The sequence below is a fragment of the Pontivivens marinum genome (assembly GCF_900231835.1).
GTDB classification, from domain to species: Bacteria; Pseudomonadota; Alphaproteobacteria; order Rhodobacterales; family Rhodobacteraceae; genus Pontivivens; species Pontivivens marinum.
This window is the reverse complement of record NZ_OCTN01000010.1, coordinates 18,530-44,811: the sequence shown is the minus strand read 5'-3', so window position 1 is coordinate 44,811 and position 26,282 is coordinate 18,530. Positions and strand designations below refer to the sequence as shown.

General features: G+C 59.4%; 24 protein-coding genes and 1 riboswitch. Of the genes, 10 read left to right on the top strand and 14 right to left on the bottom strand.

The features are described 5' to 3' along the window. Nucleotides 1–102: 102 nt before the first annotated feature. Both CR254_RS16085 and CR254_RS16080 read left to right on the top strand, forming a co-directional pair. Nucleotides 103–462 carry a DUF59 domain-containing protein gene (locus CR254_RS16085; RefSeq protein WP_097931810.1) on the top strand — a complete coding sequence of 120 codons (360 nt, stop codon included), beginning with the start codon at nt 103–105 and terminating at the stop codon, nt 460–462. Nucleotides 463–694: 232 nt separating this feature from the next. Next, nucleotides 695–2,251: a trimethylamine methyltransferase family protein gene (locus tag CR254_RS16080; RefSeq protein WP_425440293.1), complete on the top strand. Its 1,557-nt coding sequence runs from the start codon at nt 695–697 to the stop codon at nt 2,249–2,251. 9 nt (nt 2,252–2,260) lie between these two features. On the opposite strand, the gene CR254_RS16075 is transcribed toward CR254_RS16080, so the two are convergent. Then, nucleotides 2,261–2,485 (bottom strand): DUF6477 family protein, encoded by a 225-nt coding sequence (locus tag CR254_RS16075; RefSeq protein ID WP_097931808.1) that lies wholly within the window; start codon nt 2,483–2,485, stop codon nt 2,261–2,263. A gap of 483 nt (nt 2,486–2,968) precedes the next feature. Here CR254_RS16075 and CR254_RS16070 point away from each other — a divergent pair, with 483 nt between their 5' ends. Both CR254_RS16070 and CR254_RS16065 read left to right on the top strand, forming a co-directional pair. Further along, on the top strand, nt 2,969–3,811 hold the full coding sequence (locus CR254_RS16070; protein ID WP_245851705.1) for a DUF6456 domain-containing protein: 843 nt from the start codon (nt 2,969–2,971) through the stop codon (nt 3,809–3,811). 72 nt (nt 3,812–3,883) lie between these two features. Beyond that, entirely contained in the window at nt 3,884–4,342 is a 459-nt protein-coding gene (locus CR254_RS16065; protein ID WP_097931806.1) for a helix-hairpin-helix domain-containing protein, read from the top strand. A gap of 3 nt (nt 4,343–4,345) precedes the next feature. Here CR254_RS16065 and tpiA read toward each other — a convergent pair whose 3' ends face one another. The 3 genes from tpiA to CR254_RS16050 all read right to left on the bottom strand — a co-directional run bounded on the left by tpiA (nt 4,346) and on the right by CR254_RS16050 (nt 6,179). Then, on the bottom strand, nt 4,346–5,080 hold the full coding sequence (tpiA, locus tag CR254_RS16060; RefSeq protein ID WP_180956043.1) for a triose-phosphate isomerase: 735 nt from the start codon (nt 5,078–5,080) through the stop codon (nt 4,346–4,348). 79 nt (nt 5,081–5,159) lie between these two features. Further along, on the bottom strand, nt 5,160–5,738 hold the full coding sequence (locus tag CR254_RS16055) for an OmpA family protein (RefSeq protein WP_097931802.1): 579 nt from the start codon (nt 5,736–5,738) through the stop codon (nt 5,160–5,162). A 90-nt stretch (nt 5,739–5,828) separates the two neighbouring features. After that, nucleotides 5,829–6,179 carry a HesB/IscA family protein gene (locus CR254_RS16050; protein WP_097931801.1) on the bottom strand — a complete coding sequence of 117 codons (351 nt, stop codon included), beginning with the start codon at nt 6,177–6,179 and terminating at the stop codon, nt 5,829–5,831. Nucleotides 6,180–6,365: 186 nt separating this feature from the next. Between CR254_RS16050 and CR254_RS18095 the strand changes: the two genes are divergently transcribed. From CR254_RS18095 to CR254_RS16040, 3 genes are all read left to right on the top strand, one after another. Then, nucleotides 6,366–6,533, top strand: coding sequence for a hypothetical protein (locus tag CR254_RS18095; protein ID WP_180956040.1), 168 nt, complete (start codon nt 6,366–6,368; stop codon nt 6,531–6,533). Nucleotides 6,534–6,601: 68 nt separating this feature from the next. Continuing rightward, entirely contained in the window at nt 6,602–8,164 is a 1,563-nt protein-coding gene (gene guaA, locus CR254_RS16045) for a glutamine-hydrolyzing GMP synthase (RefSeq protein ID WP_097931799.1), read from the top strand. A 66-nt stretch (nt 8,165–8,230) separates the two neighbouring features. Continuing rightward, nucleotides 8,231–9,979, top strand: coding sequence for an ABC transporter ATP-binding protein (locus CR254_RS16040; RefSeq protein ID WP_097931797.1), 1,749 nt, complete (start codon nt 8,231–8,233; stop codon nt 9,977–9,979). Here CR254_RS16040 and CR254_RS16035 read toward each other — a convergent pair. From CR254_RS16035 to metZ, 8 genes are all read right to left on the bottom strand, one after another. Continuing rightward, nucleotides 9,976–10,731, bottom strand: a complete 756-nt coding sequence (locus tag CR254_RS16035; RefSeq protein WP_245851703.1) for a cell wall hydrolase — start codon at nt 10,729–10,731, stop codon at nt 9,976–9,978. The two genes, CR254_RS16040 and CR254_RS16035, sit on opposite strands and share 4 nt — an antisense overlap. 131 nt (nt 10,732–10,862) lie before the next feature. Then, entirely contained in the window at nt 10,863–13,505 is a 2,643-nt protein-coding gene (gene ppdK, locus CR254_RS16030; RefSeq protein WP_097931795.1) for a pyruvate, phosphate dikinase, read from the bottom strand. Between the two features lie 58 nt (nt 13,506–13,563). Beyond that, entirely contained in the window at nt 13,564–15,855 is a 2,292-nt protein-coding gene (gene glyS / locus CR254_RS16025; RefSeq protein ID WP_097931794.1) for a glycine--tRNA ligase subunit beta, read from the bottom strand. Next, nucleotides 15,855–16,298 (bottom strand): DUF6446 family protein, encoded by a 444-nt coding sequence (locus tag CR254_RS16020; protein ID WP_097931793.1) that lies wholly within the window; start codon nt 16,296–16,298, stop codon nt 15,855–15,857. Before CR254_RS16020 ends, glyS begins: the two co-directional genes overlap by 1 nt. Continuing rightward, complete coding sequence (locus CR254_RS16015; RefSeq protein WP_097931791.1) at nt 16,295–17,230, bottom strand: glycine--tRNA ligase subunit alpha; 936 nt, start codon at nt 17,228–17,230, stop codon at nt 16,295–16,297. Before CR254_RS16015 ends, CR254_RS16020 begins: the two co-directional genes overlap by 4 nt. 92 nt (nt 17,231–17,322) lie before the next feature. Then, entirely contained in the window at nt 17,323–18,774 is a 1,452-nt protein-coding gene (locus CR254_RS16010) for a TrkH family potassium uptake protein (protein ID WP_097931789.1), read from the bottom strand. Nucleotides 18,775–18,863: 89 nt separating this feature from the next. Then, entirely contained in the window at nt 18,864–19,487 is a 624-nt protein-coding gene (gene folE, locus CR254_RS16005; protein ID WP_097931787.1) for a GTP cyclohydrolase I FolE, read from the bottom strand. A 178-nt stretch (nt 19,488–19,665) separates the two neighbouring features. Beyond that, entirely contained in the window at nt 19,666–20,853 is a 1,188-nt protein-coding gene (metZ, locus tag CR254_RS16000) for an O-succinylhomoserine sulfhydrylase (RefSeq protein WP_097931785.1), read from the bottom strand. 30 nt (nt 20,854–20,883) lie between these two features. Then, nucleotides 20,884–20,963: riboswitch (SAM riboswitch) on the bottom strand. Nucleotides 20,964–21,096: 133 nt separating this feature from the next. Between metZ and CR254_RS15995 the strand changes: the two genes are divergently transcribed. The 3 genes from CR254_RS15995 to CR254_RS15985 all read left to right on the top strand — a co-directional run bounded on the left by CR254_RS15995 (nt 21,097) and on the right by CR254_RS15985 (nt 24,299). Next, on the top strand, nt 21,097–22,032 hold the full coding sequence (locus tag CR254_RS15995) for a lipase family protein (protein WP_145996761.1): 936 nt from the start codon (nt 21,097–21,099) through the stop codon (nt 22,030–22,032). Nucleotides 22,033–22,332: 300 nt separating this feature from the next. Further along, a complete protein-coding gene (gene glpK, locus CR254_RS15990; protein WP_097931781.1) occupies nt 22,333–23,829 on the top strand; it encodes a glycerol kinase GlpK in 1,497 nt (498 codons plus the stop codon). After that, entirely contained in the window at nt 23,826–24,299 is a 474-nt protein-coding gene (locus CR254_RS15985) for a protein-tyrosine phosphatase family protein (RefSeq protein ID WP_097931779.1), read from the top strand. The genes glpK and CR254_RS15985 overlap by 4 nt, the downstream gene beginning before the upstream one ends. On the opposite strand, the gene CR254_RS15980 is transcribed toward CR254_RS15985, so the two are convergent. Beyond that, nucleotides 24,296–25,084, bottom strand: coding sequence for a maleylpyruvate isomerase family mycothiol-dependent enzyme (locus tag CR254_RS15980; RefSeq protein ID WP_097931777.1), 789 nt, complete (start codon nt 25,082–25,084; stop codon nt 24,296–24,298). The two genes, CR254_RS15985 and CR254_RS15980, sit on opposite strands and share 4 nt — an antisense overlap. Next, nucleotides 25,084–26,163, bottom strand: a complete 1,080-nt coding sequence (locus CR254_RS15975; RefSeq protein ID WP_097931775.1) for a CaiB/BaiF CoA transferase family protein — start codon at nt 26,161–26,163, stop codon at nt 25,084–25,086. Before CR254_RS15975 ends, CR254_RS15980 begins: the two co-directional genes overlap by 1 nt. Nucleotides 26,164–26,282 lie beyond the last annotated feature (119 nt).

The window sequence follows — 26,282 nt, the reverse complement described above, 5'->3', positions numbered from 1 at the left end:
AAATATCCCCGCCGGAGGCAAAGTCGAGTTGCACAGCGCACCTTTACGATGGCGCGCACGTTTCCTATATCTTCTGTCAGGTATATAGTTGAGGAGCCGCGCATGAACGCCGAGGCACCGATGGAGGGCACGCCCCTCATCAAACCATCCACGACCGATCACCCGCTTTACGATTCTGTCGTCGAAGCGTGCCGTTCGGTGCATGATCCGGAAATTCCGGTGAACATTTATGATCTGGGCTTGGTCTACACGATCGAAATCGCCGAGGGCGGCGAGGTTGATGTGCTGATGACCCTGACCGCACCGGGCTGCCCCGTTGCCGGCGAAATGCCCGGCTGGGTCGCCGATGCGATCTCACCCCTGCCCGGGGTCAAGACGGTTGATGTTCAACTGATCTGGGAACCGCCATGGGGCATGGAAATGCTGTCCGACGAGGCGCGGCTGGAACTTGGATTTATGTAATAGCCGGGATTTCGAATCTCGATTTATGACGCTGGGGCGGGATGTTTTGCATCCCGCCCTAATGCGTTTTGGCCTCGCCATTTTGCAAAACCTGCGTGCGACACGTCGAAAACAGCAAGGTAATCGCCGCCATGTCGCATCCGACATGCGGAGAGGCGCATTTCTGGGCGGAGTTCTGGCAAGCCACAGTAAACTAGGCGTAAACAGCAACACCGGACTCTCGGGGGCAGATATGACTGATATGGCGGAAGTTCAGGGTGGACGGCGTGCAGGACGACGTGGCGGCGGCGGCGCGGCCCGACGGGCGGAGCGTACAGCGCCCAAGATAGAGGCCGCCCGTTTTATCGAGCGCAACATCCCCAATTTCGAGATTTTGACGGCTGAGGCGATCGAGATCATCGAATATAATGCCGACACAATCCTTGAGGAAGTCGGCGTTGCCTTTGTCGATAACCCTGCCGCGCTGGATCGCTGGCGCGAGGCCGGTGCCGAGGTTAAGGGTGAGCGGGTTCATATCCCCCGTGGTTTGGCGCGCAAGCTATGCGCAACGGCCCCAGCGAAATTCACACAGCACGCCCGCAACCCTGAACGCGATGTTGAGATCGGTGGCAAGTCGCTGGTTCTGGCGCCGGTCTATGGCCCTCCCTTTGTACGCGATGCTGAGGGGGGCCGCCGGTATGCGACCATGGAGGATTTCCGCAAATTCGTGAAGCTGGGCTATATGTCCAAATGGCTGCACCACTCCGGCGGTACGGTTTGCGAACCGACAGATATTGCGGTGAACAAGCGTCACCTCGACATGTTGGAGGCGCATATGACGCTGTCCGACAAACCCTTCATGGGCAGTGTGACCGAGCCAATCCGCGCGCAGGATTCGGTTGAAATGTGCAAGATCCTGTTCGGCGAAAAGGCCACGCAGGCGCCGCATATGACGTCGCTGATCAATGTGAACTCTCCGCTGACATTTGACAGCACGATGATGGGCGCGTTGGAGATTTATGCCGCGAACATGCAGGCCTGCATCATCTCACCCTTTATCGTTGGTGGTGCAATGGCGCCGGTTTCGGTTGCAGGAACGCTGACACAGGTTCTGGCCGAGGCAATGGCGGGCATCGCCTATTCGCAACTGGTTCGCCCCGGTGCGCCGGTGATCTTTGGCGCGTTTGTGACCTCGATAGACATGAACTCCGGCGCGCCGACATTTGGCACACCCGAAGCGTCCAAAATCCTGTGGGGCGCGGGTCAGCTGGCACGGCGGATGAGCCTGCCCTTCCGGTCCGGTGGAGGATTGTGCGGATCGAAACTGCCCGACGCGCAGGCGGCATATGAGACGGCGAACACGCTGAACGCGGCGCTGCTGGGCGGTGTAAACTTTATGCTGCATTCGTGCGGATGGCTTGAGGGGGGATTGGTGTCCAGCTTCGAAAAGTTCGTTCTGGATGCAGACCAGTTGGGCATCCTGCACTCCGTCGCATCCGGCATTGATGTCAGCGAGAACGGTCAGGCGATGGATGCCATTCGTGAGGTTGGGCCGGGTGGGCACTATCTAGGCTGCGCCCACACGCAGGCCAATTTCAAGGACGCCTTCTGGCGGTCCGATGTCCTGGATTACCGCCCGTTTGAAACATGGTCGGATGCAGGTGCACCGGACAGTCAGGCGCTCGCCTCCGCGCGGGTCAAGCGGATGCTGGATGAATATGTCGCGCCGCCCATCGATCAGGGGATCGCAGATGGGCTGCGCGATTATATTGAACGACGTAAGGCAAGCGAGCCTGACGCATTCGGTTAATCCGATAGGTTAAACCAACGCACGACGGGCCGCCATTAGGCGCGCCAAAGTAGTAACGTGGGCGAGCGGCGAATAGGCTGCATCGCCCACGCGGCGTGCGTGATCCATTATCTGCTCACGCTCAGTCAACCGTGCGAGGTCGCTCGCATGCCCCTTGGTCGCGATTGCGACACGCATCGCCGTGGCGATCAGGGAACGGGGGCGGCGCAGTACTGGCTGTTGAATATTTTCCATAAAATGAACCTTCGGCAAAATGCTTCAATGCCGACATCATCACGTTCAAATAGGGGGTGTTGCGTGCAACAGTATATCTGCGCGCGCAGGGCATGTGATCTTAACACTTTGGAAAGATTCGCAGGTTAACCATGAATTACCGATTTTTTAGACAGTTACTTTCATCACCTTCCACATTTCAAAACGGTAAGACCCTTGTTCACATCTTCCCTTGCCATTGCAGCCGACGCAAATACGTGCGCCCGATTTCCGGGTTGCCCGTCTGCACATTACCTCGGCTACCTCGCGCATATCGGCCTATCGGTGTCGCTGCGCAGGATGGCGCGCGAAACCGGACGCCATGCGTCCTCACTCTCCCGCGCTATGCGGCGTGTTGAACAGCTGCGCGAGGATCCAATCCTCGACCGCTGCCTCGACCGTGCTGCTTGCAAATTACCCGCTAGGGACCACGTGAGCGATCTTCCGTTTGAGGAGATCCTAGATATGACGACCAACGCACTCGCCACCCCGCTGACCACATCGCAAATCGAGCGTGAGGCACGCCGCATCCTGCGTCGATTGAGCGAAACCGGTGCTTTCCTCGCCCTTAGCGGCGGCATGGATATGGCCGTAGTGTTCCGCAAATCGGGCACACAAACCACGCGCATCGCAACATGCCCCGTCACCGTTGTTGAGGCATTCCGCCTGCGCGACTGGATAGCCCCCGCAGGTCGCGGCAAAATCATGCGCTATGCCATCACCGCACCCGGCCGCACCGCGTTGTCGCAATTGTTGGAGGGTGATATCGCCCGCAAGCGCGCCCGTGAGGAACAGACGGAGGTGGAGGCACGCCCGCAGCAGGTCAGCGGTGAGCGGGTTATCACCGAGGAGGACGGCTCGACCCGCCGCCTGCGTGTGAACTTGGCTGAAAGCCCGCTTGCCCTGTTGGCACGGCGCAAAGGTGTCGATGGAAAACCATTCCTCAATTCAGCCGAGCTGGAGGCCGGTGAGCGCCTGCGTGAGGAGTTCGAGCGCGCGCAAATGGGACCGCGCGTCGGGCAGAACTGGGACCGGTTCCTGACCATGCATGACGGTGGCGGCGCTGGCGGGACAGATCAAATGGCGGGACCACAGGACGCGCGAAATCGCGTAACGGATGCCTTTAGCGCGCTGGGGCCAGGCTTGGCTGACATCACGATGCGCTGCTGCTGCTTTCTGGAGGGGATGGAAACCGCTGAACGCCGCATGGGTTGGTCAGCGCGATCCGGCAAGGTGGTCCTCAAGATCGCACTTGGCCGGTTGGCGCAACATTACGGGTTGAGCCGGAACGGGCCACACGCCGCCTAAAACGGAAAGATTGCACCGCAACAAAAAATGCCGTATTGTTGCGGTGCAGCATTTCCAGAAGGTAGCGTAACAATGATGCAGTCCCTCCCGTCCCTGCTCGCCCCGCAAAAGGGTGAGACCGTAATCGATTACTGGGTGAGTATGTCCCCCGCCGCACCGATCTTCGGTGTCGAATGGCGATTCTCCAGCCTTTTCAAAGAGACGATGCCAAAGGCCGCTGGCACCCCTGCGATGGCCAGCTCCGTTGTCCTGACTGAGGGCGACATGCATGATGAGGATCTAGAAGAGGCCGAGGAGGAGGCGCAAGCCATCGAAGCGGCAGCGATGGATGACCTTACCGCGCTCAAGGGTGTTGGCCCGAAAATGGCCGCAGAACTCAATGCGATGGGCCTGACCACCTTTGCCCAGTTGGCCGAAATGACTGAAGCGAATATTCTGGACCTGTCCGAGAAGCTCAGCGCATTCCGTGACCGTCCGGTTCGTGATGATTGGGTTGGTCAGGCGCGCGCCTTGATGGGCGCGCCTGAGTAAGGATCAGCCCGCCGCGGCGATGATACCACCAAAGTCGGCGGCCTTTAGCGAAGCGCCGCCGACCAGACCGCCGTTGACGTTCTCAACAGCAAAAATCTCGGCCGCATTGGATGGCTTGACCGAGCCACCATAAAGCAAGCGCATCGACGCACCGTCGCCTAGGCGATCGGACACGGCCTTGCGCAGCGCGTCATGTACCTCGGTAATATCTGCGATTTCCGGCACGCGACCGGTGCCGATAGCCCAAACCGGCTCATATGCGATGACGGTATTTGCGGCTGTCGCGCCCTGCGGCATGGAACCGGCAAGCTGGCCCAGCACCACGTCAAGCGTGCGGCCTGCGTCACGCTCCGCCTCCGTCTCACCCACGCAAACAACCGCAACGAGATTTGCGCGCAGGGCGGCCTCGGCCTTGGCCTTAACGGTTGCGTCGTCTTCGCCATGATCGGCGCGACGCTCGGAATGGCCAACGATCACAGCGGTTCCGCCTGCATCCGCGATCATTTCAGCAGAGGTGTCGCCGGTATGCGCACCTGATTGCGCGGCATGGCAATCCTGCCCCCCAACAGAAACGGGACCACCCGCCGCTGCGGCAACCATGGCGCCGATCAGCGTGGCGGGGGGGCAAAGCAGTACATCGCAGGCGGGGGCGGGATGGGCGGCAGTCAACGCCTCAACCTCAGTTAAGGCGGCGCGCAGGCCGTTCATCTTCCAGTTTCCAGCGACGAGTGGGCGGATCAGCGACATCGAGTGGTCCTTCGGTTGGGATGATTGGTCAAGCCATAGCGCACCCCAACCCGTTTCGCACCCTCTGCTGTCAGTTCATCACAAATTCGACCCTGCGATTCAGTGCACGTGCCGCTGAATTGTCAGCGCCATCTGTCGCATGCAGCGGATCAGCCTCACCGATCCCCACAACGGTTATCTGCTCGGCATCCAACCCGCCCTCGCTCACGAGCCAATCGCGCACGGCAATGGCGCGCCGTTCACCCAAAGCAATGTTGAAATCCTCATCACCGATATCGTCAGTGTGCCCCTCAAGCGTGAGCGGACCCGCGGCGGTTAGTTCGGTGGCCACACCGCGTAAAGTCTCGATCGCCTCGGCCCGCAGAGTGGATTCGCCAAACGGGAACAACACGTCGGACAGCATGACCATGCTGTCGGGCTCCTCGCCCTGCCCCTCACGCACGGCTAAATTCTCATCTGTGGCTGCGATTTCGGCGAGTGTGGGGGTGGCCTCGGCCTCATCAGGCGCTGCTACAATTGCGGTCTCATCTGCCTCAGGCAGCACAACGTACGCAGGTGCCACTTCCTGCGCATAGGTGGCAGGAGACATCGCAATCAAAGCTGTCGCAAACAGAGCTGCTGTAGCGTGGCGTAGCAGGGGTCGGTTCATAGTGTTTTCCTCCAATCAGATTGGTGGAAACGCTATGGTCGCGGCGCGCAGGACTGAAATGACAACCGCGCCGCGATGCGTGAACGGATGTTACATGCCTGCGAATTTAATGGATTCGCCGCAGCCGCATGCCTCGGTCACATTCGGGTTTTTGAATTCAAAGCCGGATTCGAGCAGCGACGTTGTATAATCGATCTCTGTGCCGAACAGGAACATCTGCGCCATCGGGGCGATCATGACGCATGCGCCGTCTTGTTCGACGACCTCATCCATCGGATCGACCTGATCCACATAGTTCATGGTGTATTCCATGCCCGCGCAGCCGCCCTTTTTGACGCCGACGCGCAGGCCCTTCGTTTCACCCTTTTGCATCAGCTTGCGAATCTGCGATGCCGCACGATCCGTCATAGTGACGGCCTGCTTGCCGGGAATGGCGAACATGGGAGAGCTCCTTTAATACCTGAGCAGAAAGATAAGGTGCTGAGAGCACATCCTCAACCCCTTGCCGAGGGGCGAGAGTCAGCCATTAACGCTATCCCTTTCAAATATTTACGTTTTGGTGACGTTTGGCACCGAAATATGACAGCGCGCATGGGATATTCGGTAGCATATCAGGGAGTCGGAAAAATGATGGCGATCGCAGCAACAATGATGTTCCTTTGCTACACGTTAGTGGGTTTGTTTATTCTGGCCGTTTCCCCCCTGATTTTCGGTCTGCCATTCCTGTCAGGCTGCGTCGGAATGGGATTGTGGGTGTCCACGCGGATGGCACGCGCACAGGTTCAGCCGATTTGATGCGATTATACTGATCTGGCACGCAACGCGGACTTGCCCGAATCCGCCGCGCACCTTATCGGATGCCCATGACAGATATCGCGCATGACCGCCTTCTTATCATCGACTTCGGTTCTCAGGTTACGCAGCTAATTGCGCGCCGCCTGCGGGAGCTGAACGTCTATTGTGAAATCCATCCGTTCCAGAACGTGACTGACGCCTTTTTGGCTGAGTTCGCGCCAAAGGCCGTGATCCTCTCCGGGGGGCCGGCCAGCGTGATTGACACCGAATCGCCGCGTCCACCGCAGAGCGTGTTTACCCTCGGCGTGCCGATCCTCGGGATCTGCTACGGCCAGCAGGTGATGATGCACGAACTGGGCGGAGAAGTTCTGCGCGGTCACGGCACCGCCGAATTCGGGCGGGCCTATGTGACCCCGACCGAGGAGCGTATCGACCTGCTGACCGGTTGGTTCCTGGACACGCGTGAGCAAGTCTGGATGAGCCATGGCGATCACGTTTCGCACATCGCCCCCGGCTTTAAGGTCTATGGCACCTCGCCCAACGCGCCGTTCGCAATCACCGCCGATCTGGATCGTCAGTTCTATGCAGTGCAATTCCACCCCGAGGTTCACCACACCCCCAACGGCGCGACGCTATACGAAAACTTCGTTAAGCTTGCCGGGTTTGAGGGCGACTGGACGATGGGCGCCTATCGTGAGCAAGCGATTGCCGCCATTCGTGAGCAAGTCGGTGACGCCAAGGTAATTTGCGGCCTGTCCGGCGGTGTTGATAGCTCCGTTGCAGCGGTCCTAATTCATGAGGCGATTGGTGACCAACTGACCTGCGTGTTCGTCGATCATGGCCTGCTGCGCAAGGGTGAGGCGGAAGAAGTCGTTAAGATGTTCCGCGACCATTACCACATGCCCCTGATCCACGCGGATGAGCAGGAGCTGTTCCTGGGTGAGCTGGACGGCGTTTCAGACCCCGAGACAAAGCGCAAAATCATCGGCAAGCTGTTCATCGACGTGTTCCAGAAGCACGCGGCGGATGTTGGCGGCGCGAAATTCTTGGCGCAAGGCACATTGTATCCTGACGTGATTGAGAGCGTCAGCTTCTCCGGTGGGCCAAGCGTTACAATCAAATCGCACCATAATGTTGGCGGTCTGCCTGAAAAGATGGGCTTGAAACTGGTTGAGCCGCTACGTGAGCTGTTCAAGGATGAAGTCCGCGCACTAGGCCGTGAACTGGGTCTGCCTGCCAGCTTTATCGGTCGCCACCCCTTCCCCGGGCCCGGTCTTGCAATTCGCTGCCCCGGTGAGATTACGCGCCAGAAACTCGACATCCTGCGTGAGGCAGATGCGGTCTATATTGACCAAATCCGCAAACACGATCTGTATGATGAAATCTGGCAAGCCTTTGTCGCGATCCTGCCTGTGCGCACCGTTGGTGTGATGGGTGACGGTCGGACCTATGATTTTGCCTGTGCGCTGCGTGCGGTGACCAGTGTTGATGGCATGACGGCGGATTACTATCCGTTCAGCCATGAATTCCTCGGCGAAACGGCGACGCGGATCATCAACGAGGTTCCCGGCATTAACCGTGTGACCTATGACATTACATCCAAACCTCCGGGCACCATTGAGTGGGAGTGATCTAGGCTGGATAATGCCTGCGCTACTCCCATCTGAAGTGTAACGACCTCTGAGAAAGTGCGCGCGATGCAGAACAATGTCCCAACATGGGCGCTGACCCGACGGCTATTGGGCGAAAATGCCCGAAAGTATTGGGTCGGCTACACTCTTGGCTTTGTGCTCCTCGCGCTGTCCTCCATCATGACGGGCCTTGTCGCCTATGTGATGGAGGATGTGATCAACAATGTTTTCGTTGATCCTAGCCCCGCGCAGGTTTGGTCCGTCGCGGTGGGCGTTGTCGCAATTTTCGTGACGCGCGGCCTGACATCCTATGCCGCGGTGATCGTGCTGGCTCGCATCGGGAACAAGATTGTGGCCAGCATGCAATTGCGCATGTTTGACCGCACACAGGCCCAATCCCTAAGCTGGGTGGATCAACAGGATATTGGCGATCTGGTCGTCCGGTTTCAAACCGGCGTTAACAGCGTGCGCCTGGCCATCCAAATGCTGGTGCAATCGGCAGGACGCGACCTGCTGACGCTCGCCGCACTAATCGGTGTGATGTTTTACCAAGACCCGCTAATGGCCTTCATCGCGCTATTTGTGGCCCCCCCCGCGATTATTATGATTGTCACGGTTATGCGCCGGATGACGACGGTTGCGCGTGATGAGTTTAGCTCCGTCGGGCGCCTGATCGGTTTGGTTAAGGAGGTCGTGCTGGGCGCGCGCGTCATCAAATCATTCAGAGTTGAGGGATTGCTGGCCGATGATATGGCCACGGTGGTTGAGCGTGTTCGCAAGCTGAACAACAAGATTGCGCGGCTTAGCAACATGACCTCCCCGATCATGGACATGCTGGGCGGCATCGCCTTTGCGGCTATTATTCTCTACGGCGGTACGCAAATCGCGGCGGGAAATTTGGATGCCGGATCACTTTTTTCCTTCATCACCGCATTTATGTTGGTTTACGAACCCGCGAAGCGGTTGGGGAAATTCAACGTCGATTACCAAAAGCACATGGTCGGCGCCCAGATGGTCTATGACATTCTGGACACCCCACCTGCGCAGAGTGAGCGTGTTGACGGTAGGAAGCTCGAAGTGCGCGAGGGGGCGATTTCCTTGCAGCATGTTGAGTTTGCATATGGCGACCAGACCATTTTGCACGACCTTTCCCTGGCATTCCCTGCGCGCAAGGTAACTGCACTGGTTGGGCCGTCTGGCGGTGGCAAATCAACAGTTCTGTCGCTGATCTCTCGGCTGCATCAGGCGCGGCAGGGTGTGCTGGAAATTGACGGGCAGGACCTTAGCGGGATCACAACCGACAGCCTGCGCCGGAATATCGCGCTGGTCGGGCAGGATGCGTTCCTGTTTGACACCACCATTGCGGGGAATATTCGCATGGGGCGCCCGGGTGCGACGGATCAGCAGGTTGAGGATGCGGCCCGCGCGGCCAATGCCCATGACTTCATCATGCGGCAGGAGCACGGCTATGAGACCCGTGTGGGTGAGGGCGGCGGCCGGTTGAGTGGTGGCCAGAGGCAGCGGATCTCGATCGCACGTGCCATGCTGAAGGACGCTCCGATCCTGCTATTGGATGAGCCGACAGCCGCCTTGGACACGATGTCAGAGCGTAAGGTGCTTGAGGCTATCGAGCGGCTGATGGAAAATCGTACCGTGATTGTGATCGCCCATCGCCTCAGCACAATTCGTGATGCGGATGTGATCCACGTGCTCAGCGAGGGACGGCTGGTCGAAAGCGGCAATCATGACGCATTGATGGCATCGGGCGCTCTGTACCGCCACCTGCACGACACCCAGTATCGAGCCGACGATTAACTGGGGAAGCGGTAGAATTTGTGATCGTCAATCCAGGCTGTCCGCTCCAACCGCGACGCCCAGCCCGGGTTGACCGAGATTGCGTGGTAATGCGTTGCACCGGCAGTCAGCATACGTGGACGGCCATCAATCATCAGGCGGGCGATTTTGCCCATACGCTCCCACGCGCTATGCTCGCTCATCACTTCGGCACGGCCATCGCACATGAACGAGAACTGACAAGCATTCAGGCGCGATGCCCCCTGCGAGACAACGCGGCAAACCGTGTTGGGATAGCGTGAATGATCCACGCGGTTCAGGATAACTTCAGCCACGGCGATCTGACCCGCTGTGGTTTCTCCGCGCGCCTCGAAATACAGCGCTGTGGCGAGGCATTCCCATTCCGCGCCGCCAGATGCAACAGGCATCGAGTCTATGGTTCTGCGGTCCAGCGGCTGCACAACCGTCACACGCCGCTCCGCAAATCCGTTTGCGTCGTCCTGCATGTCCAACACCAGCTCACCACGACCATCAGCGCCAAAGGTCGCGCCATTTTGCGAGGATATGCTGATACGTGCATCGCCTGCCCCACCCAATTCGCGCAGGCGGTCGGCGGTGGCTGCGCTTAAAACCGTGCGTTCCTGCGTGAGCATCTGCGCAATCTGCCGGTTGATCTGTTCCTCGATCTGATTCTGGGCGAATGCAGGGACCGCCATAGCGACCAAGAAACCACCTGCGACCAGCGCATTCTTCACAAAACGTACAGCGGACATGAGCATATTTTCCGGATATTACCTAGAAACCTGCCGCCGCCCGATTTCATCTGGCAGCAACTTTCGCCTGTAATACGACTAATTTCAAAAAAGTCCACCCTAGCGCAGGCAAACGGGTGCATAGCCGCTGGTCACTTTTGACCGGGCTGCCGCGACAACAATGTCGCCTGTGCTGCTGCAAGCCGCGCAATCGGCGCGCGAAAGGGTGAACAAGACACGTAATCGAAGCCTGCGAGTTTGCAGAAATGAATCGAGCCCGGATCTCCACCATGCTCTCCACACAAGCTAAGCACAAGGTCCGGATCGGCCTCACGGCCCCTTCTGGCAGCAATTAGCAAAAGTTCTCCGACTCCCTCGATATCCAGCGAGTGGAAAGGGTCTTCGGTAAAGACACCCTGATTGACATAGTCGCGCATAAAGCGGCCCGCATCATCGCGGCTGAGCCCGTAGGTCATTTGCGTCAAATCATTGGTGCCAAACGAGAAGAAGGCCGAATCAGCGGCCAAGTCCCCTGCCCGCAGCGCTGCGCGGGGTGTCTCAACCATGATGCCCAACTTATACGTTAACGTCAGCTCACGTTCCGTCATGACCTGCGCGGCGACCGCCTCAACCTTGGTGCGCACCAGTTCCACCTCACGCTTGGCAGATACCAGCGGGATCATGATCTCTGGCACGATCTGTTCCAGATTGCGCGTGTTTACGATCGCCGCCGCCTCGAAAATAGCGCGGGCCTGCATTTCGTAAATTTCGGGCATCGTGACGCCCAAACGAACGCCACGCTTGCCCAACATTGGGTTGAATTCGGCCAATGCCTTGGCCCGTTCCGTCACCTGTGAGACCGGAATATCCATCGCCTCGGCCAGATCATGCATTTCCTCGCGGCTATGCGGTAGGAATTCATGCAGAGGTGGATCAAGCAACCGGATACAAACTGGCAGGCCACGCATAATATCGAACAGCTCAACAAAATCATCACGTTGCATCGGCAGCAAAGTGGCCAAGGCGCGGCGACGATCCTCGACCGTATCAGCCAAAATCATCTCACGCATGGAGGTGATGCGGTCCTCGTGAAAGAACATATGCTCGGTTCGGCACAAGCCGATTCCATCCACCTTGAACCCACGTGCAACGCGGGCATCCTGTGGCGTATCGGCATTGGCGCGGACGCCCATTTCCCGCGCTTGGTCAGCCCAGCTCATCAATGTAGAAAACGCACCATCCAGTTCCGGCTGAATCATTTCGGGGGCACCGGCCAGTACCTCGCCCCGCGTACCGTCGATGGTGATCAGCGAACCCTCGGCAAAACTGCGGCCGTCATGGCTGATCACCAAACGGTTGCGCAGATCAAGGCGCAGATCGCCCGCACCAACAACACAGGGCAGACCCAAACCGCGCGCGATAACCGCCGCGTGGCTGGTCATGCCGCCGCGCACCGTCAGCACCGCACAGGCGGAGTGCATACCGCGAATATCCTCGGGGCTGGTTTCCATACGCACAAGCACGGCGTTATCGCCCTGCGCCTCGGCCTGCATCGCCTCCTCAGGTGAAAACACGATCCGGCCCGTCGCAGCACCGGGGCTGGCGGGCAAGCCGGAGCCAAAGACATCGCGGGGGGCACGGGAATCGATCTGCGGGTGCAAATGTTCGATCAGGGTGCGCGGCTCAATCCGCAGCAGAGCCGCATCCCGCGTAATCGCTCCATTTCGGGCCAGATCCGTCGCGATGCGCACGGCACCTCGGGCCGAACGCGGGCTGAGCAAGGCATCTAGCAGCCACAGATCCCCGCCCTCTAGCGTGAATTCAAAGCCGTGAAGATCGCCAAGCCCCGCCGCAACCGTCGCGCTATGCGCCTTTAGATCGGTCAGGGCCTCAGGGGCCAGCTCCTCCAGCGAGGGCGCGGATTGACGCGCGGCCTCGCGGGTTTCGCGGGTAATCAGATGCGGAGTGCGCATACCCATCAGCGCGTCATAGCCCTGAGCTTGCGGCAAAAAACGACCTGAAACGGCGGGTGTTCCGGTGCGTTCATCCACCAAATGCACCACGCCGGCACCACAAACGCCCTGCCCGATTCCCAGCGCCATACGCTGCACAATCAGCGCCAAACCGGCATCGGTTGGCGCGCCGTGGCTTTCCCGCAGGATGCGCGCGCTGATACCGTTCCAGCCGCGAGCCATTGCATCAACAGCTGCGCTCAACTGAGCGGCAGGGTTCTGCGGGAAGGGTTCGCCCACCTCATCCAGATACAATGCCTTGGCCTGATCAACGAGGGTTTCGCGGGATTCCTCGGGCAACTCCCCCTCGGACGCGACGGACCAGTATTTGACCTGATCAGCCATGAGGTTTTCGAAATCTTCGGGGTCTAGCCCCTCAACCATCGTGGCGTAGCCCTCGATCAGGCGGAAATATAGCTCCAGCGCGCCGGGGCGACCAACCCGTGCCTCAAGTGCGGGTAGCCGATCATCTGTGATGCCGATATTCAGCAGAGCCTCCGGCCCGCCCCATTCCGCCTTGGGCGGTGAGGCGCGCAGGGACAGCAGGACGGCATCGCCAAGCGAAGCAAACACGTCGGACAAATCGCCAACCAGATGCGTTGCTGCGCCATCCTCTGCGATGCGTGCGGTCAGTTCTGTTGACAGTAACAATCCGCGCGGAACCGGCAGGCCCAATGCGGCAAGCTGCGCCAAACGTGCGCCGCGCGCGCCCCAACGGGCGGCGGCGAGGATGCAGTCCTGCGGGACGTCATGTAGGCGGATGTGGTCGTCGGAAATATCCATCCTCGGACACTATGCCCAGTTGCGATGCAGGAAAAGCCTACATCGCAACTGGTAGGGATCAGCCGTCAAGTTTCGCGAAGTCAGCGATCCGTGCGAACAGGTTGCGAATGCGATTCAGCAGGCACAAACGGTTGCGGCGGATGATCTGGTTTTCGGAATTGATCAGCGTCGCTTCGAAATAGGTATCGAGGGAACTGCGCAGGGCAGCGATTGCGCCCATGGCTGCGGCGAAATCCTCGGCCTTTAGCGCGGCGTCGATTTGTGGATCAGCAGCATCGAGCGCCGCAAACAGGGCCTTTTCGCTGTCATTTTCGGCCAGATCAGGATTCGGATCGAGCGAATATTCGACGCCATCCTTGCCCTCCTCTGCCTTTACGATGTTCGACGCGCGGGTATAGGCGGCGAGCAGGTTGGCCCCGTCCTCGGTATCGAGGAAGGATTGCAGCGCACGCACGCGGTTGACCAGTAGAACAATGTCGCCATCCCAGTTTTCAGGCAAAGCGGCATCGATCACGTCGTGGCGAATGCCCTCACCGCGCAGGTGAACCTTTAGGCGGTCGGCGAAAAACTCCAATAACAGCGGTGGAATACAACACGCGCTCTGAGATGCCTCATTTGCTTTATTTAGCAGTAAACTGTGGTTCTGCTGTGCATCATTATATTGCGCGCTGAGATTAACGGCAATCTGCTTGAGTTTCTCCTTGTTTGCACCGGAGGCTGTTGCTAATACTTCAGTTTGCGCCTCTAAGAGCTTTTCTTGAGCGGCTCCAGCTATTACTTCGGCTTCGTATGCCGAATCTAACTTTGACTTAATCGCCAAAATTTCTCTGCCATGGGTCAGGAGAACTTCGGAAAGATCAGTTCGAACTTCACTACCCAACACCAAGCGAATAACTCCCAACGCCGCACGCCGCAGCGCATAGGGGTCTTTCGATCCTGTTGGCTTTTCATCAATCGCCCAGAATCCGGTCAGCGTGTCCAGCTTATCCGCCAATGCCACAGCCACAGAAACGGGTTCGGTTGGCACATCATCGCTTGGCCCCAGTGGGGAGTAGTGCAGTTGCGCGGCGTTCGCGACGGGCTGCGGCAGGCCAGCGGCCTCGGCGTAGTAGCGGCCCATCAAGCCCTGAAGCTCGGGGAATTCGTAAACCATTTCCGAGGACAGATCAGCCTTGGCGATTTTCGCTGCCTGCTCCGCCATATCCGCATCGGCACCGACCAGCGGCGCGATTTCGCGAGCAAGTGCGGCGATGCGCTCAATCCGCTCCGCCTGCGAGCCCAGCTTGTTGTGGAAGGTCACGTTGGCCAGCGGGGCGGCCATGCCCTCCAATCCACGCTCACGCACGGTTTGCAGATCGTTTTCCCAGAAGAATTTGGCGTCGGACAGGCGAGCCGTCAGAACCTTGCTGTTACCGGCAAGGATCGTCGCGCCGTTATCCGTCGTTTGGCGGTTGGCGACGGTGACGTATTTCACGATCTTTCCGGTGGCCGGATCACGGACCGAGAAGAACTTCTGATGCTCCTTCATCGAGGTTTGCAGCACCTCGGGCGGTAGCTCCAGAAATTGCTCACCAATCGGGCCCATCAGGGGGACAGGCCATTCGACGAGGCCTGCAACCTCGGCCAGCAACCCCTTATCCTCAACGATCTCAAGCCCCTGCGCGAAGGCCATGTTCGTAGCCTCCGCATGGATCAGGTCTGCGCGTTCCTGTGGGTCGAGTATCACAAAGGCGCGTTTCAGCTTGGCCGCGTAATCCTCGAAGGACGTCACCTTGATCACATCGGGCGCCATGAAGCGATGGCCGTGTGTGGTGTCGCCGGATGCGATGCCATCTACGTCGAGGGGGACGACTTGCGCGCCCTCCTCATCCGACAAGATCGCCAAAATGGAGTGCAACGGACGCACCCAACGTAGCGTGCCCGTGCCCCAACGCATGGATTTCGGCCATGGGAAGGTGCGGATCGCCTTTTCCAGCACCTCCGCCACGATATCCGCAGCGGCGCGGCCCGGCTTTTCAACGACGGCAAAGTAGACTTGGCCCTTTTTGTCGTCGCGGACCTCCAGCTGCTCCTTGGTCAAACCGGTGGAGCGCAGGAAACCGGCCAGCGCCTTTTCAGGGGCGTCGGTGCGGGGGCCCTTACGTTCCTCACGCAAGGTCGGGCTTTCGGTGGTCAACCCCTCAACAGCCAACGTCAACCGGCGCGGCGTGGCAAATGCGGCGGCACCGGCATAGGTCAGGCCAGCCTCAACCATGCCATCCGTCATCAGGCGGCGCAGGTCGTCAGCGGCCTTGGCCTGCATACGTGCGGGGATCTCTTCGGAGAACAGCTCAATCAATAGGTCAGACATCAGCTTTCCCTGTAGTGGCGCCACATATAGGCGCGGCCGTCGGGGTAGACGGCAATCATGCGGAGAATTTCGTAATCTTCGGCACCGGCATCGGTCTCATCCTCGGCCAGATAGGCAACGGCCGCTCCGGATTCGAGGTCAGCGCCGATTGTGCGCCCATCAAAGCAATCGAACCAATCCGGTGCCAGCAGGGGCTGCGGATCAGAAGCCAGCGCCACATCCGCAAAGGCCTGCGGATCAACGGTGAAGCAGGCGCGTAATTTGTTGGGCGAGGTATTCGCGTCGATGCCCTGCCAATCGGCAACGGGAACCGTCACGCCAGCAACCTGAACGCTATCGGCCTGCGTTTCCTCGTAATAGGCGTAGACCTGCGCGTAATACATGCCGATCCCTAGCGCCGCGATTGCGACGCCGGAAATCCCGACGAGCCATTTGCCGTTCATGCTGCAAACCCGCCCGCTGTTGTGCGTACGAATGCGTCTGCGCATGCCTTGGCCAAGGTACGAACCCGTCCGATATAGGCCTGCCGTTCGGTCACGGAAATCACGCCCCGTGCGTCGAGCAGGTTAAAGATGTGGCTGGCCTTGATGCACTGGTCATAGGCGGGATGCGCCATGACGATACGCTGACCGGTTTTGGGATCATCGTCTGCGGCATCAAGGATACGGGCGCATTCTGCCTCCGCCTCCTCAAAATGGCGCAGCAGCACGTCGGTATCAGCGATGTCAAAGTTCCAGCGGGAATATTCCTGCTCGGTCTGTTTGAACACGTCGCCATAGCTGAGCGGTATCATCGCATCGGGGTCATTATACGGCATGTCCATCACGTGATCGACGCCGAGCACATACATCGCCAGACGTTCAAGGCCGTAGGTCAGCTCACCCGAAACAGGTTTGCAATCATGGCCGCCGACCTGTTGAAAATAGGTGAACTGCGAGACCTCCATGCCGTCGCACCAAACCTCCCAGCCCAGGCCCCATGCACCCAAGGTCGGGCTTTCCCAGTCATCCTCAACAAAGCGGATGTCGTGCAGGTCCATATCAATCCCGATGGCGCGCAGCGAGCCGAGATACAGATCCTGCAAGTTCGGCGGACTAGGCTTAATCAGCACCTGATACTGGTAGTAATGCTGCAACCGGTTGGGGTTTTCGCCATATCGGCCATCCGTCGGGCGGCGCGAGGGCTGCACATAGGCCGCAGCCCAGTGGTTCGAACCCAGCGAGCGTAGGGTCGTTGCCGGATGGAATGTGCCCGCCCCGACCTCCATGTCATAGGGCTGCATGATCGCGCAGCCTTTCCCAGCCCAATAGGACTGTAGTCGCAGGATAATCTCCTGAAACGAACGGGGACGGTCGGTCGCAAGGTGTGCGGTCATGGGGTGGGCTCCATCAAGGGCTGGGCTCCGCTGAAAATCCTCGCCCTTATGCCTTTGTGCAAATGGGGGGTCAATGCGGCACTCCACCTAGATCACCCGCGCCAGAAGGCCGCCGTAAACAGGACATAAACGCTGAGCAGCTCCAGCCGCCCGACCAGCATCGCCGTGGCCAGGACCCATTTCGCCTGATCGGGCAGACCAGCAAAGGTGGAGGCAGGCCCGATCTCCGGCCCCAGACCGGGACCGACATTGGCCAGCGCCGTTGCCGCCCCGCTGAGCGCGGTAACAGTATCAAGGCCCATCAGGCCCAAGATGGCCGTGAACCCGGATAGCGACAGAACGAACATCACGAAGAATGCCATGACGGAGGAAATCACGTCCTCCTCAACTGCGCGCCCCTCATATCGCGGACGGAAAACGCCGGCGGGATGGTGCAACTGCTTGATCTGCGTCACCAATGCCGAGAACAGCAGTTGATAGCGGAAAATCTTAACCGAGCAGCAGGTAGAGCCAGCGCATCCACCGACCAAACCGATCAGGAAAAACACAGTGACAGAAAAGCTGCCCCATGCGCTGTAATCGGCGCTGGCATATCCCGTTCCAGTCATGATCGAAGTGGCGTTAAACAGCGCCTTGCGAAATGCAAGCTCACCCGTTTGGCCATTTGCAAAAACCTGCCACGCCGTCAGCAACAGGACCGCGCTGGCCAAAACCAACAGAAAGCTGCGGATTTGGCTGTCGCGCAACAATGGCGCGGGCGATCCGGCGACCAGTTGCACGTAGCGAACGAAGGGCAGACTTGCCAAAATCATAAAGACCGTGGCGATATATTCCGCTGGCGCGCCAAAGGCACCGAAGGATGCGTTTTCACTGGCGAAACCGCCCGTGCTAACCGTGGTCATGGCGTGGACCACAGCCTCGAACAAATCCATTCCGGCCCAACCATAGATGATCGCGCAAACCAGTGTCAGCGTTAGGTAGATCGAGGAAATCGAGCCTGCAATTTCCGCCGCGCGGGGCAGGATTTTACCAAAGGTATCAAATGCCTCGGACCGGAACAGCTGCATGCCCCCGACCTTTAGCATCGGCAGGAAGGCCAGTGCAAAAACGATCACGCCAACGCCGCCCATCCATTGCATCAACGCGCGCCACAAATGCACGCCACGGCTGAGAATATCCAAATCGGGATAGATCGTCGCACCGGTGGTTGTCAGGCCGCTCATCGCCTCGAAAAACGCATCGGTATAGCTGATGGCATCTGGGCCAATCCAGAATGGCAGCGCGCCAAAGATCGGCAGCATCAGCCAGCACGCAACGGTCAGCAGGAATGTCTGGCGGATCGTCAAGCCCAACGATCGACCGTCCGAGCAGCCGAGGAACAGCAATCCGCCACTCAATCCCGTAATCAGCGCCGAAATCCCGAAGGCCGCCGCATCAGCCGTATTGTTGTCAATCAGATCGATCAGCAACGGCAGCAGCATTGATGCTGCAAGCGCAAGCATCAGCATACCGACCACATATCCGATTGGGCGAAACGATATCATGCAGCGAGCCTTCGCCGCAGTGCGTCATAGTGTCAAGCGCGGCGCATCACGTGGCGCAAAGGTGTTGCCCCCACGCCCTGCCTGCGCATCTAGCCCATCCGGTTGGTGGGATTGCCAATCACGGATAGAAATTCCTTGCGCGTTGCCGGATCATCGCGGAACACACCAAACATTGTTGAGGTCACCATGCTGACACCGGGTTTGTGCACACCGCGTGTGGACATGCAGTGATGCTCACCCTCCAACACGACTGCAACGCCCTGCGGTTCCAGTGTTGTCATCAACGCCTGCGCGATCTGGGCGTTCATTTTTTCCTGAACCTGCAACCGCTTGGCAAAGGCATCAACCACGCGGGCGAGTTTCGAGATGCCAACCACGCGGCCATTGGGAATGTAGCCGACATGCGCCTTACCGATGATCGGGGCCATGTGGTGCTCGCAATAGGACTCGAACCGGATGTCGCGCAGCACGACCATCTCATCATAGCCCTCGACCTCCTCAAAGGTCCGCTGCAACATTTCCGTGGGGTCCTCGCTATAGCCACGGAACCAGTCGCCATAGGCCTTGGTCACACGTTTCGGGGTTTCCAGAAGCCCCTCACGCGCGGGATCATCACCGGCCCAACGCAGCAGAGTGCGCACGGCTTCCTCTGCTTCCTCACGCGTGGGGCGCTGGGGGGATGCATTTTCAATCTTGCTGTCGTGCGCATTCATGGCGGTTACCCTGAATCAAGTGTTTGCTATTCTTACGGCTACCGCGTCGCGGTGGATCACCTGATCCAAAAACGACAGGTTCAGCCAATATAGGCACGAACCGCCACTATTTCGACGGACATCTGGTCGCGATCCCAAAACATACTGCGCGTCACCCATGGATGGCGCGCAGTTATGGTTAGGCCTGATCCAGCGCGGCGAGCAGATCAGCGGTCAGATCGGCCACATCCTCCAACCCGACAGAGAAGCGCACCAGACCTGGGGTAATGCCCAGTTCAAGGCGTGTTTCCTCGCTCAAACGCTGATGCGTTGTGGTTGTCGGATGGGTCAGGATACTGCGCGCGTCGCCCAGATTGTTGGAAATCACTGCAATGTTCGAGGCATTGAGGAAACGGAACGCCGCCTCCTTATCCGCCAGTTCCAGCGCCAGCATCGTGCCGCCATTTTGCATCTGGCGGGCCGAAACCGCATGCTGTGGATGGTCGGCGCGGCCGGGATAGATCACACGCTGCACGGCGGGATGTTCGGCCAGGCTATCTGCCAATTGCGCCGCGCTGGTTGCCTGCGCACGCACGCGCAGGTCCAGCGTTGTCATGCCGTTCAGCAAAACCCACGCATTAAACGGGCTCAACGCGCCGCCAGTATGTTTCAGATACGGCTCCAGCGTGCCACGAATGAAATCCTCACTGCCCAGCACAACACCGCCAAGGCAGCGGCCCTGCCCGTCAATATGCTTGGTCGCGGAATAGATCACCACGTCTACGCCCAGCGTCATCGCGCGCATCAGAACCGGCGTGGCAAAGACGTTATCGGCCACGACCAGCGCGCCCTTGGCATGTGCAATCTCAGCCACAGCGGCAACGTCGATTACCTCAAGCGTGGGGTTCGACATGGTCTCGAAGAACACCAGCTTTGTGTCATCGCGCACTGCATCGCGCCATGCATCCAGATCGGTGCCGTCAACGAAGGTAACCTCAACCCCGAAACGGGGCAGCAATGCCTCAACAATATACAGGCACGATCCGAACAACGCGCGCGAGCTGACGATATGATCGCCCGCCTTTAGCATCGAGAACAACGCACCGTTTACAGCCGCCATGCCGGATGCGGTTGCGAAGGCAGCCTCGGCCCCCTCTAGCGCGGCAATCCGGTCCTCGAACGCGGCAACTGTCGGGTTGCCGTAGCGGGCGTAGATAAATTCGTCCTGCCCCAGTTCAACAAAGCGTTGCTCGGCTGCCTCCGCGCTGGGATAAACGAAGCCCTGCGTCAGATAGATGGATTCTGCGACCTCACCATATTGCGAACGGCGGGCGCCGGAATGGACCAGTTTTGTACGGTCATTCCACGAGTTGTCTGAAGATGTCATCGGGGTTCCTTTCCCTGCGCGACGATCGGCCCCGCGCGGGGTCCGACCTCTTTAGCGGCTTGTTTTACGTGGCCCGCAATCCGGTTCAACAAATCGCCACGGCGTCTGTTTACGCCCCCTAACACAGGTGGTCAACGGCATCAGCGTCATTGGTTCTTCACGAAATGTGAACCTTTCCGTCGCATTGTGGGATCACATTCAAACATAGTAAAAACCGACCCGAGGCAGGCAATGATGCAATGTGTGGCAACACAGACGCATCTGGCGGCTGATGCTGCTGGTGCGCCAATCGACCCCGCCCTCGATCGGGTTCTGGAGCGGGACTGCGGCCCCGTCACACTGATGCTACACGGGTTCAGATATTGCCCCCTACATCAGCCCAGCACGAATGACCCTACCGTGCGCGACCCGCATCGCCTGATCTATGCCCAGCGCCCGGAAACAGACTGCACCCGCATGGTCAGCTGGCCGCAACTCTTGCAACGTAGCGGTCCAACATTGGGCATCGGCTGGCCCGCTATGTATCAGGGTCGCGGGACGCTGGCCGTTATGCGCGGATTTCCAGCGGTGTATCAACGCGCAGGGCTGGTTGCGCAGCAGGTTGCCAAGTTAGCAGACCGGATTGCCGAGCTAGACCCGACGCGCCGGATCGACATTATCGGGCACTCGCTAGGCGCACGGGTCGCGCTATCGGCCCTGACCCATATGAAAGCCGCAGAGCCAGGGCAGGTTCTGCTGTGGGGCGCGGCGGAGCGGGCAAATGTCGCGCAACAAATGATTGCACAGGCACCGACGACGACCAGCATTACCAATGTCCGCGCACGCACAAATGCCCGCTACGATGCGATGTTCGAATGGGCTGCACCGGGCCGTGGCCCCGCCATGGGATCAGCACGCCCTATTGAGGGGGTGCGCACGCTAACCCTCGACGATCCGATCACTGAACACGCACTGGCCCAACGCGGCCACGCGCTAGGCCCAGCGCCGCGTGGGAAATGCCATTGGAGCTTTTACACGCGCGCGGGCACGGGGCCGCTTTATTCCGAGTTACTGGACCGCCCCGGTATTTGGACCGCTGAGAGGATTGCCGCGTTAGCGCAACCGCAGCAACGCCAATCCAGCGGCTGGATGACCACGCTTAGCAGCTACCTGCCCGTGAACAGGATGCGCGGCGCCTAGGCTGGGGTTTATCCTCGGTATTCTGTTCCGACCGATTGAGATATATGACTGGATGAGGCCCATCCTATGGAAAACCTGCATCACGATGCGGGATATGCCCCCATTGAGCCTGATGAATTGCGGCGCCGATCAGCCACGCATTGAAGGCGCTGCGCTCCCGCAATATCATACCACCCAACCTATCGCAGAGGCAGCAGCCGACAGGGCATGATGGGTGCTGTTTAAAACTTGAATTATGCGCCAACCTACCGGACCAGAGGGCAGGCACGGCATTCTAATTGGATATAAGGATAGCAACTGATGAAAAGCGGGCAGCACATCTTAGCCTTGGATCAGGGCACGACCTCCTCACGCGCAATCGTGTTTGACGATCAGTTGCGGCCCGTTGCCTCCGGCCAGTACGAGTTCCGGCAGCATTTTCCCCAGTCCGGTTGGGTCGAGCATGATGCCGAGGAAATCTGGGCCTCGACCCAGCGCGCCGTGCGGACCGCCCTGACCGATGCCGAACTAACCCCCCGCCAGATTGCCGCCATCGGCATTACCAACCAGCGTGAAACCGTGGTGGTTTGGGACAAGGATACCGGCCACGCCATTCACCGTGCCATCGTCTGGCAGGATCGCCGCACTGCGGACACCACCGCGCGATTGCGGGACGAGGGGCACGAGGCAGAGGTCATCGCGCGCACCGGTCTGCTGCTTGACCCGTACTTTTCCGCATCCAAGCTGTCATGGCTGTTAGATCATGTTGAGGGCGCGCGCGCTTTGGCCAATGCGGGGCGTCTTGCCTTTGGCACCGTGGACACTTGGTTGATCTGGAAGCTGACAGACGGCAAGCGGCACGTCACCGATGCCACCAATGCGGCCCGCACCATGCTGTACAATATCCATGAGGGGTGCTGGGACACGCATATGCTGGATATGTGGAATATCCCATCCTCGATGATGCCAGAGGTGATGGACTGCGCAGCGGAATTCGGCATGACCAGTGGCGAAACGCTGGGCGCGTCCGTTCCTATTCGTGGCGTTGCAGGCGATCAGCAGGCCGCCACCGTTGGGCAGGCGTGCTTTGAGCCGGGGATGATGAAATCGACTTATGGCACGGGATGTTTTGCGCTGTTGAATACCGGCGACAAGGCTGTTGTGTCTGATAACCGGTTGCTGACCACGATTGGCTATCAGATCGGTGGAAAGCCGACCTATGCTGTTGAGGGCTCGATCTTTATCGCGGGTGCCGCCGTGCAATGGCTGCGCGACGGTGTCCGATTGATCCATTCCGCGGGGCAGGCTGGCGGACTGGCACAGGATGCTGACCCTGAACAGCATGTCTACCTCGTACCGGCCTTTACCGGCCTTGGCGCGCCCTATTGGGATGCAGAGGCACGCGGTGCAATGTTTGGCATGACCCGCAACACCGGACCGGCCGAGATTGCCAAGGCAACCTTGGAAAGCGTCGCCTATCAGACCCGCGATCTGTTCGAGGCGATGAAAAAGGACGGCGCCGCAACCGGTGAAACCGTATTGCGTGTTGATGGCGGCATGACGGCCAGTGACTGGACCATGCAGGCGCTGGCGGATCAGCTACAGGCCCCTGTAGACCGCCCGATTGTGCGTGAAACAACCGCGCTGGGCGTTGCCTACCTCGCCGCGATGCAGAGCGACATTGCGGGTTCCCCAGCAGAATTCGCCCAGCGCTGGCAGCTGGACCGACAGTTCACGCCGGAAATGGACGTGGAAACCGTGGACCGTAAATATGCCGGCTGGTGTGATGCAGTGCGCCGGACCCTCAGCACGACATGAGGGACGGCGTCTATCACAACATCCCCACAGTAACGATCGGCGCAGGGCGTATTGGCATCATGCCCCTGCCCGATCAGAATGCGATCGCGGATATCGATAACTGGCAGGCAAGCCTCGTCATCTCCATGACCACAACGGCGGAGATGGGCGGCCCCCTTTCCCCCGCTTTGGCGAAAATCGGAGTGGATTGGGAACATCTGCCGATTACGGATTTCTGTACGCCTGATGCCAATATCCGCGATCTATGGGCGCAATTATCCCCTGCGGTCCACGCGCGCCTTGCGGCTGGTCAGGGCGTGATTGTCCATTGTCGCGGCGGTTGCGGGCGATCCGGCATGATTGCGCTGCGCATGTTGGTCGAACAGGGTGAGGCAGCACCGGATGCATTGGCACGCCTGCGCGCGGTACGCCCCTGTGCGGTGGAAACGCCCGATCAGCTTGCATGGGCTGGGTCGGGCACGCCACATTAACGATCTGACATATGCCGAACACCCGCGGCTGGTGGAGCATTTCGCGGCCCTGCAAAGCACTGCGCCGTCTGCATCCAGCGTTCGGCAACATCACCCGTAACGGTCAAGGGAACATCGGCGATGTTGCGGGTTTGGACCACCACCTGCGCAAAGGCCTCTGCCGGTCCCTCGATACGACCCGCCTGCGGATCGCCCCACTCACGCACCTCGCCATTCAGCGACAGGCGTAGCTGGGGCATCGCATCAGGCATATCGAACCCGTTCACCTTGTGACTCCACCCAAAGGCATTCACGCCGAGGATCACGATATTCCATAGCCGCGCGGTGGGCTGACGAGTGACGCCTGCAATGTCGAATACAGCCTGCCCATGGGCCCAAATCTCCATCACGCGGGCGGAGATTGACGAGCGTGCGGACATATCCGGCCCCGCCCATTTCAAGCGTTGCTTGGGGTCCACCATCGCCCATTCCGCGCCCATACGCTCATATTGCGCCTGCCATTTGGCGATCAATGTCCGTCCGGTCAGAGTGCAATAGGCGCGCTCAACCTCCCGCGTGTTTCCGGTCATCACCCCTGCGGCAACCTGCTGCATATTAACCGCGAAGGCATCAGGGTCGAGGCGAGACAGATCCGCCATACCGTCCCAGATATATAGGTGGCGGATGATATCCTCGACCGTCCAGCCCTTAAACAGGGTTACTTCATCCAAAAAGGAAACGGGGCGAGCGCTGATCAGGCGGTGCAGTGCGCGGGCCTCCTCAAGAAAATCCATTGCCTGTTGCATCAGCTAATCTCCCAATCGGTCAAAACATCATTCAGGTCTGCACCCTTAACAGGTGGCGGACGGTCCAGCGCACCGGGGGTGCGGGACAGGTGTGGTGCGGGTGTTGGCTGTGTAACGCCATCGCGCTGTGCGAATACCCCACGCGCAGCCATGTGCGGATGCTGCGGCGCGTCCTGCATGGACAGGACAGGCGCAACACATGCATCCGTTCCCTCCAACACTTGCAACCACTCGGCACGAGGGCGCGTCAGGAACAGTTGCTCAAGGATACCGCCCTTTGCCGCCCAATCATCGGGATTGGACTGCCCGTCTATCCCCTCGGCCTGTGTTAGCTGTTGTAACAGGGCATAAAACTGCGGCTCAATCGCGCCGACGGCCAGCCACGCGCCATCAGCACAGGCATAGCACCGGTAGTAATGCGCGGCACCGTCCAGCGGGTTTGCGTTGCGTTGGTCCTGCCACATCTTGTTTGCCTGCATGCCATAGATCATCGCCATCAGATGCGCGGTGCCATCAACGATAGCGGCATCCACGACCTGCCCACGACCCGAGACTCCACGCTCGACCAAAGCGGCAAGCAAACCGGCGACCAGATACATCGCACCACCGCCAAAATCGCCGACCAAGTTGAGCGGCGGTTGCGGCTTCTCCTCACCAATTGCATGCAGCGCACCGGTCAGCGCGATATAGTTGATGTCATGCCCTGCCACCTGGGCCAATGGGCCGTCCTGCCCCCAACCGGTCATTCGACCATAGATCAGGCGCGGATTGCGAGCACAGGCCTCCTCAGGTCCCAAACCCAAACGCTCCATCACGCCGGGGCGAAACCCCTCGATTACCAGATCGGCGGCGTCCATCAGCTTGAGCGCCAGTTCGCGCCCCTCGTCCGATTTCAGATTTGCGGTGACGGATCGGCGCCCCCGCGCCAGAACGTCGTATTCCATCGGAAACGGATCGCGCCCGTCATGGCGGTCAATGCGCACGACATCTGCTCCCATATCGGCAAGCCACATCGCGGCAAAGGGCCCCGGCCCTAGACCTGCAAACTCCACCACTCGGATGCCCTTTAACGGCCCCATATTCGTCCTCCCAGACTTTTTCGAACAGAGTTGCCCATCGCCTGCCCAGCGGCAAGAGCGACAAGGGGTTGACGATGCCACCAGCGCAGCTTTGTCTGTGGAAAATTATAGTGGGAGAG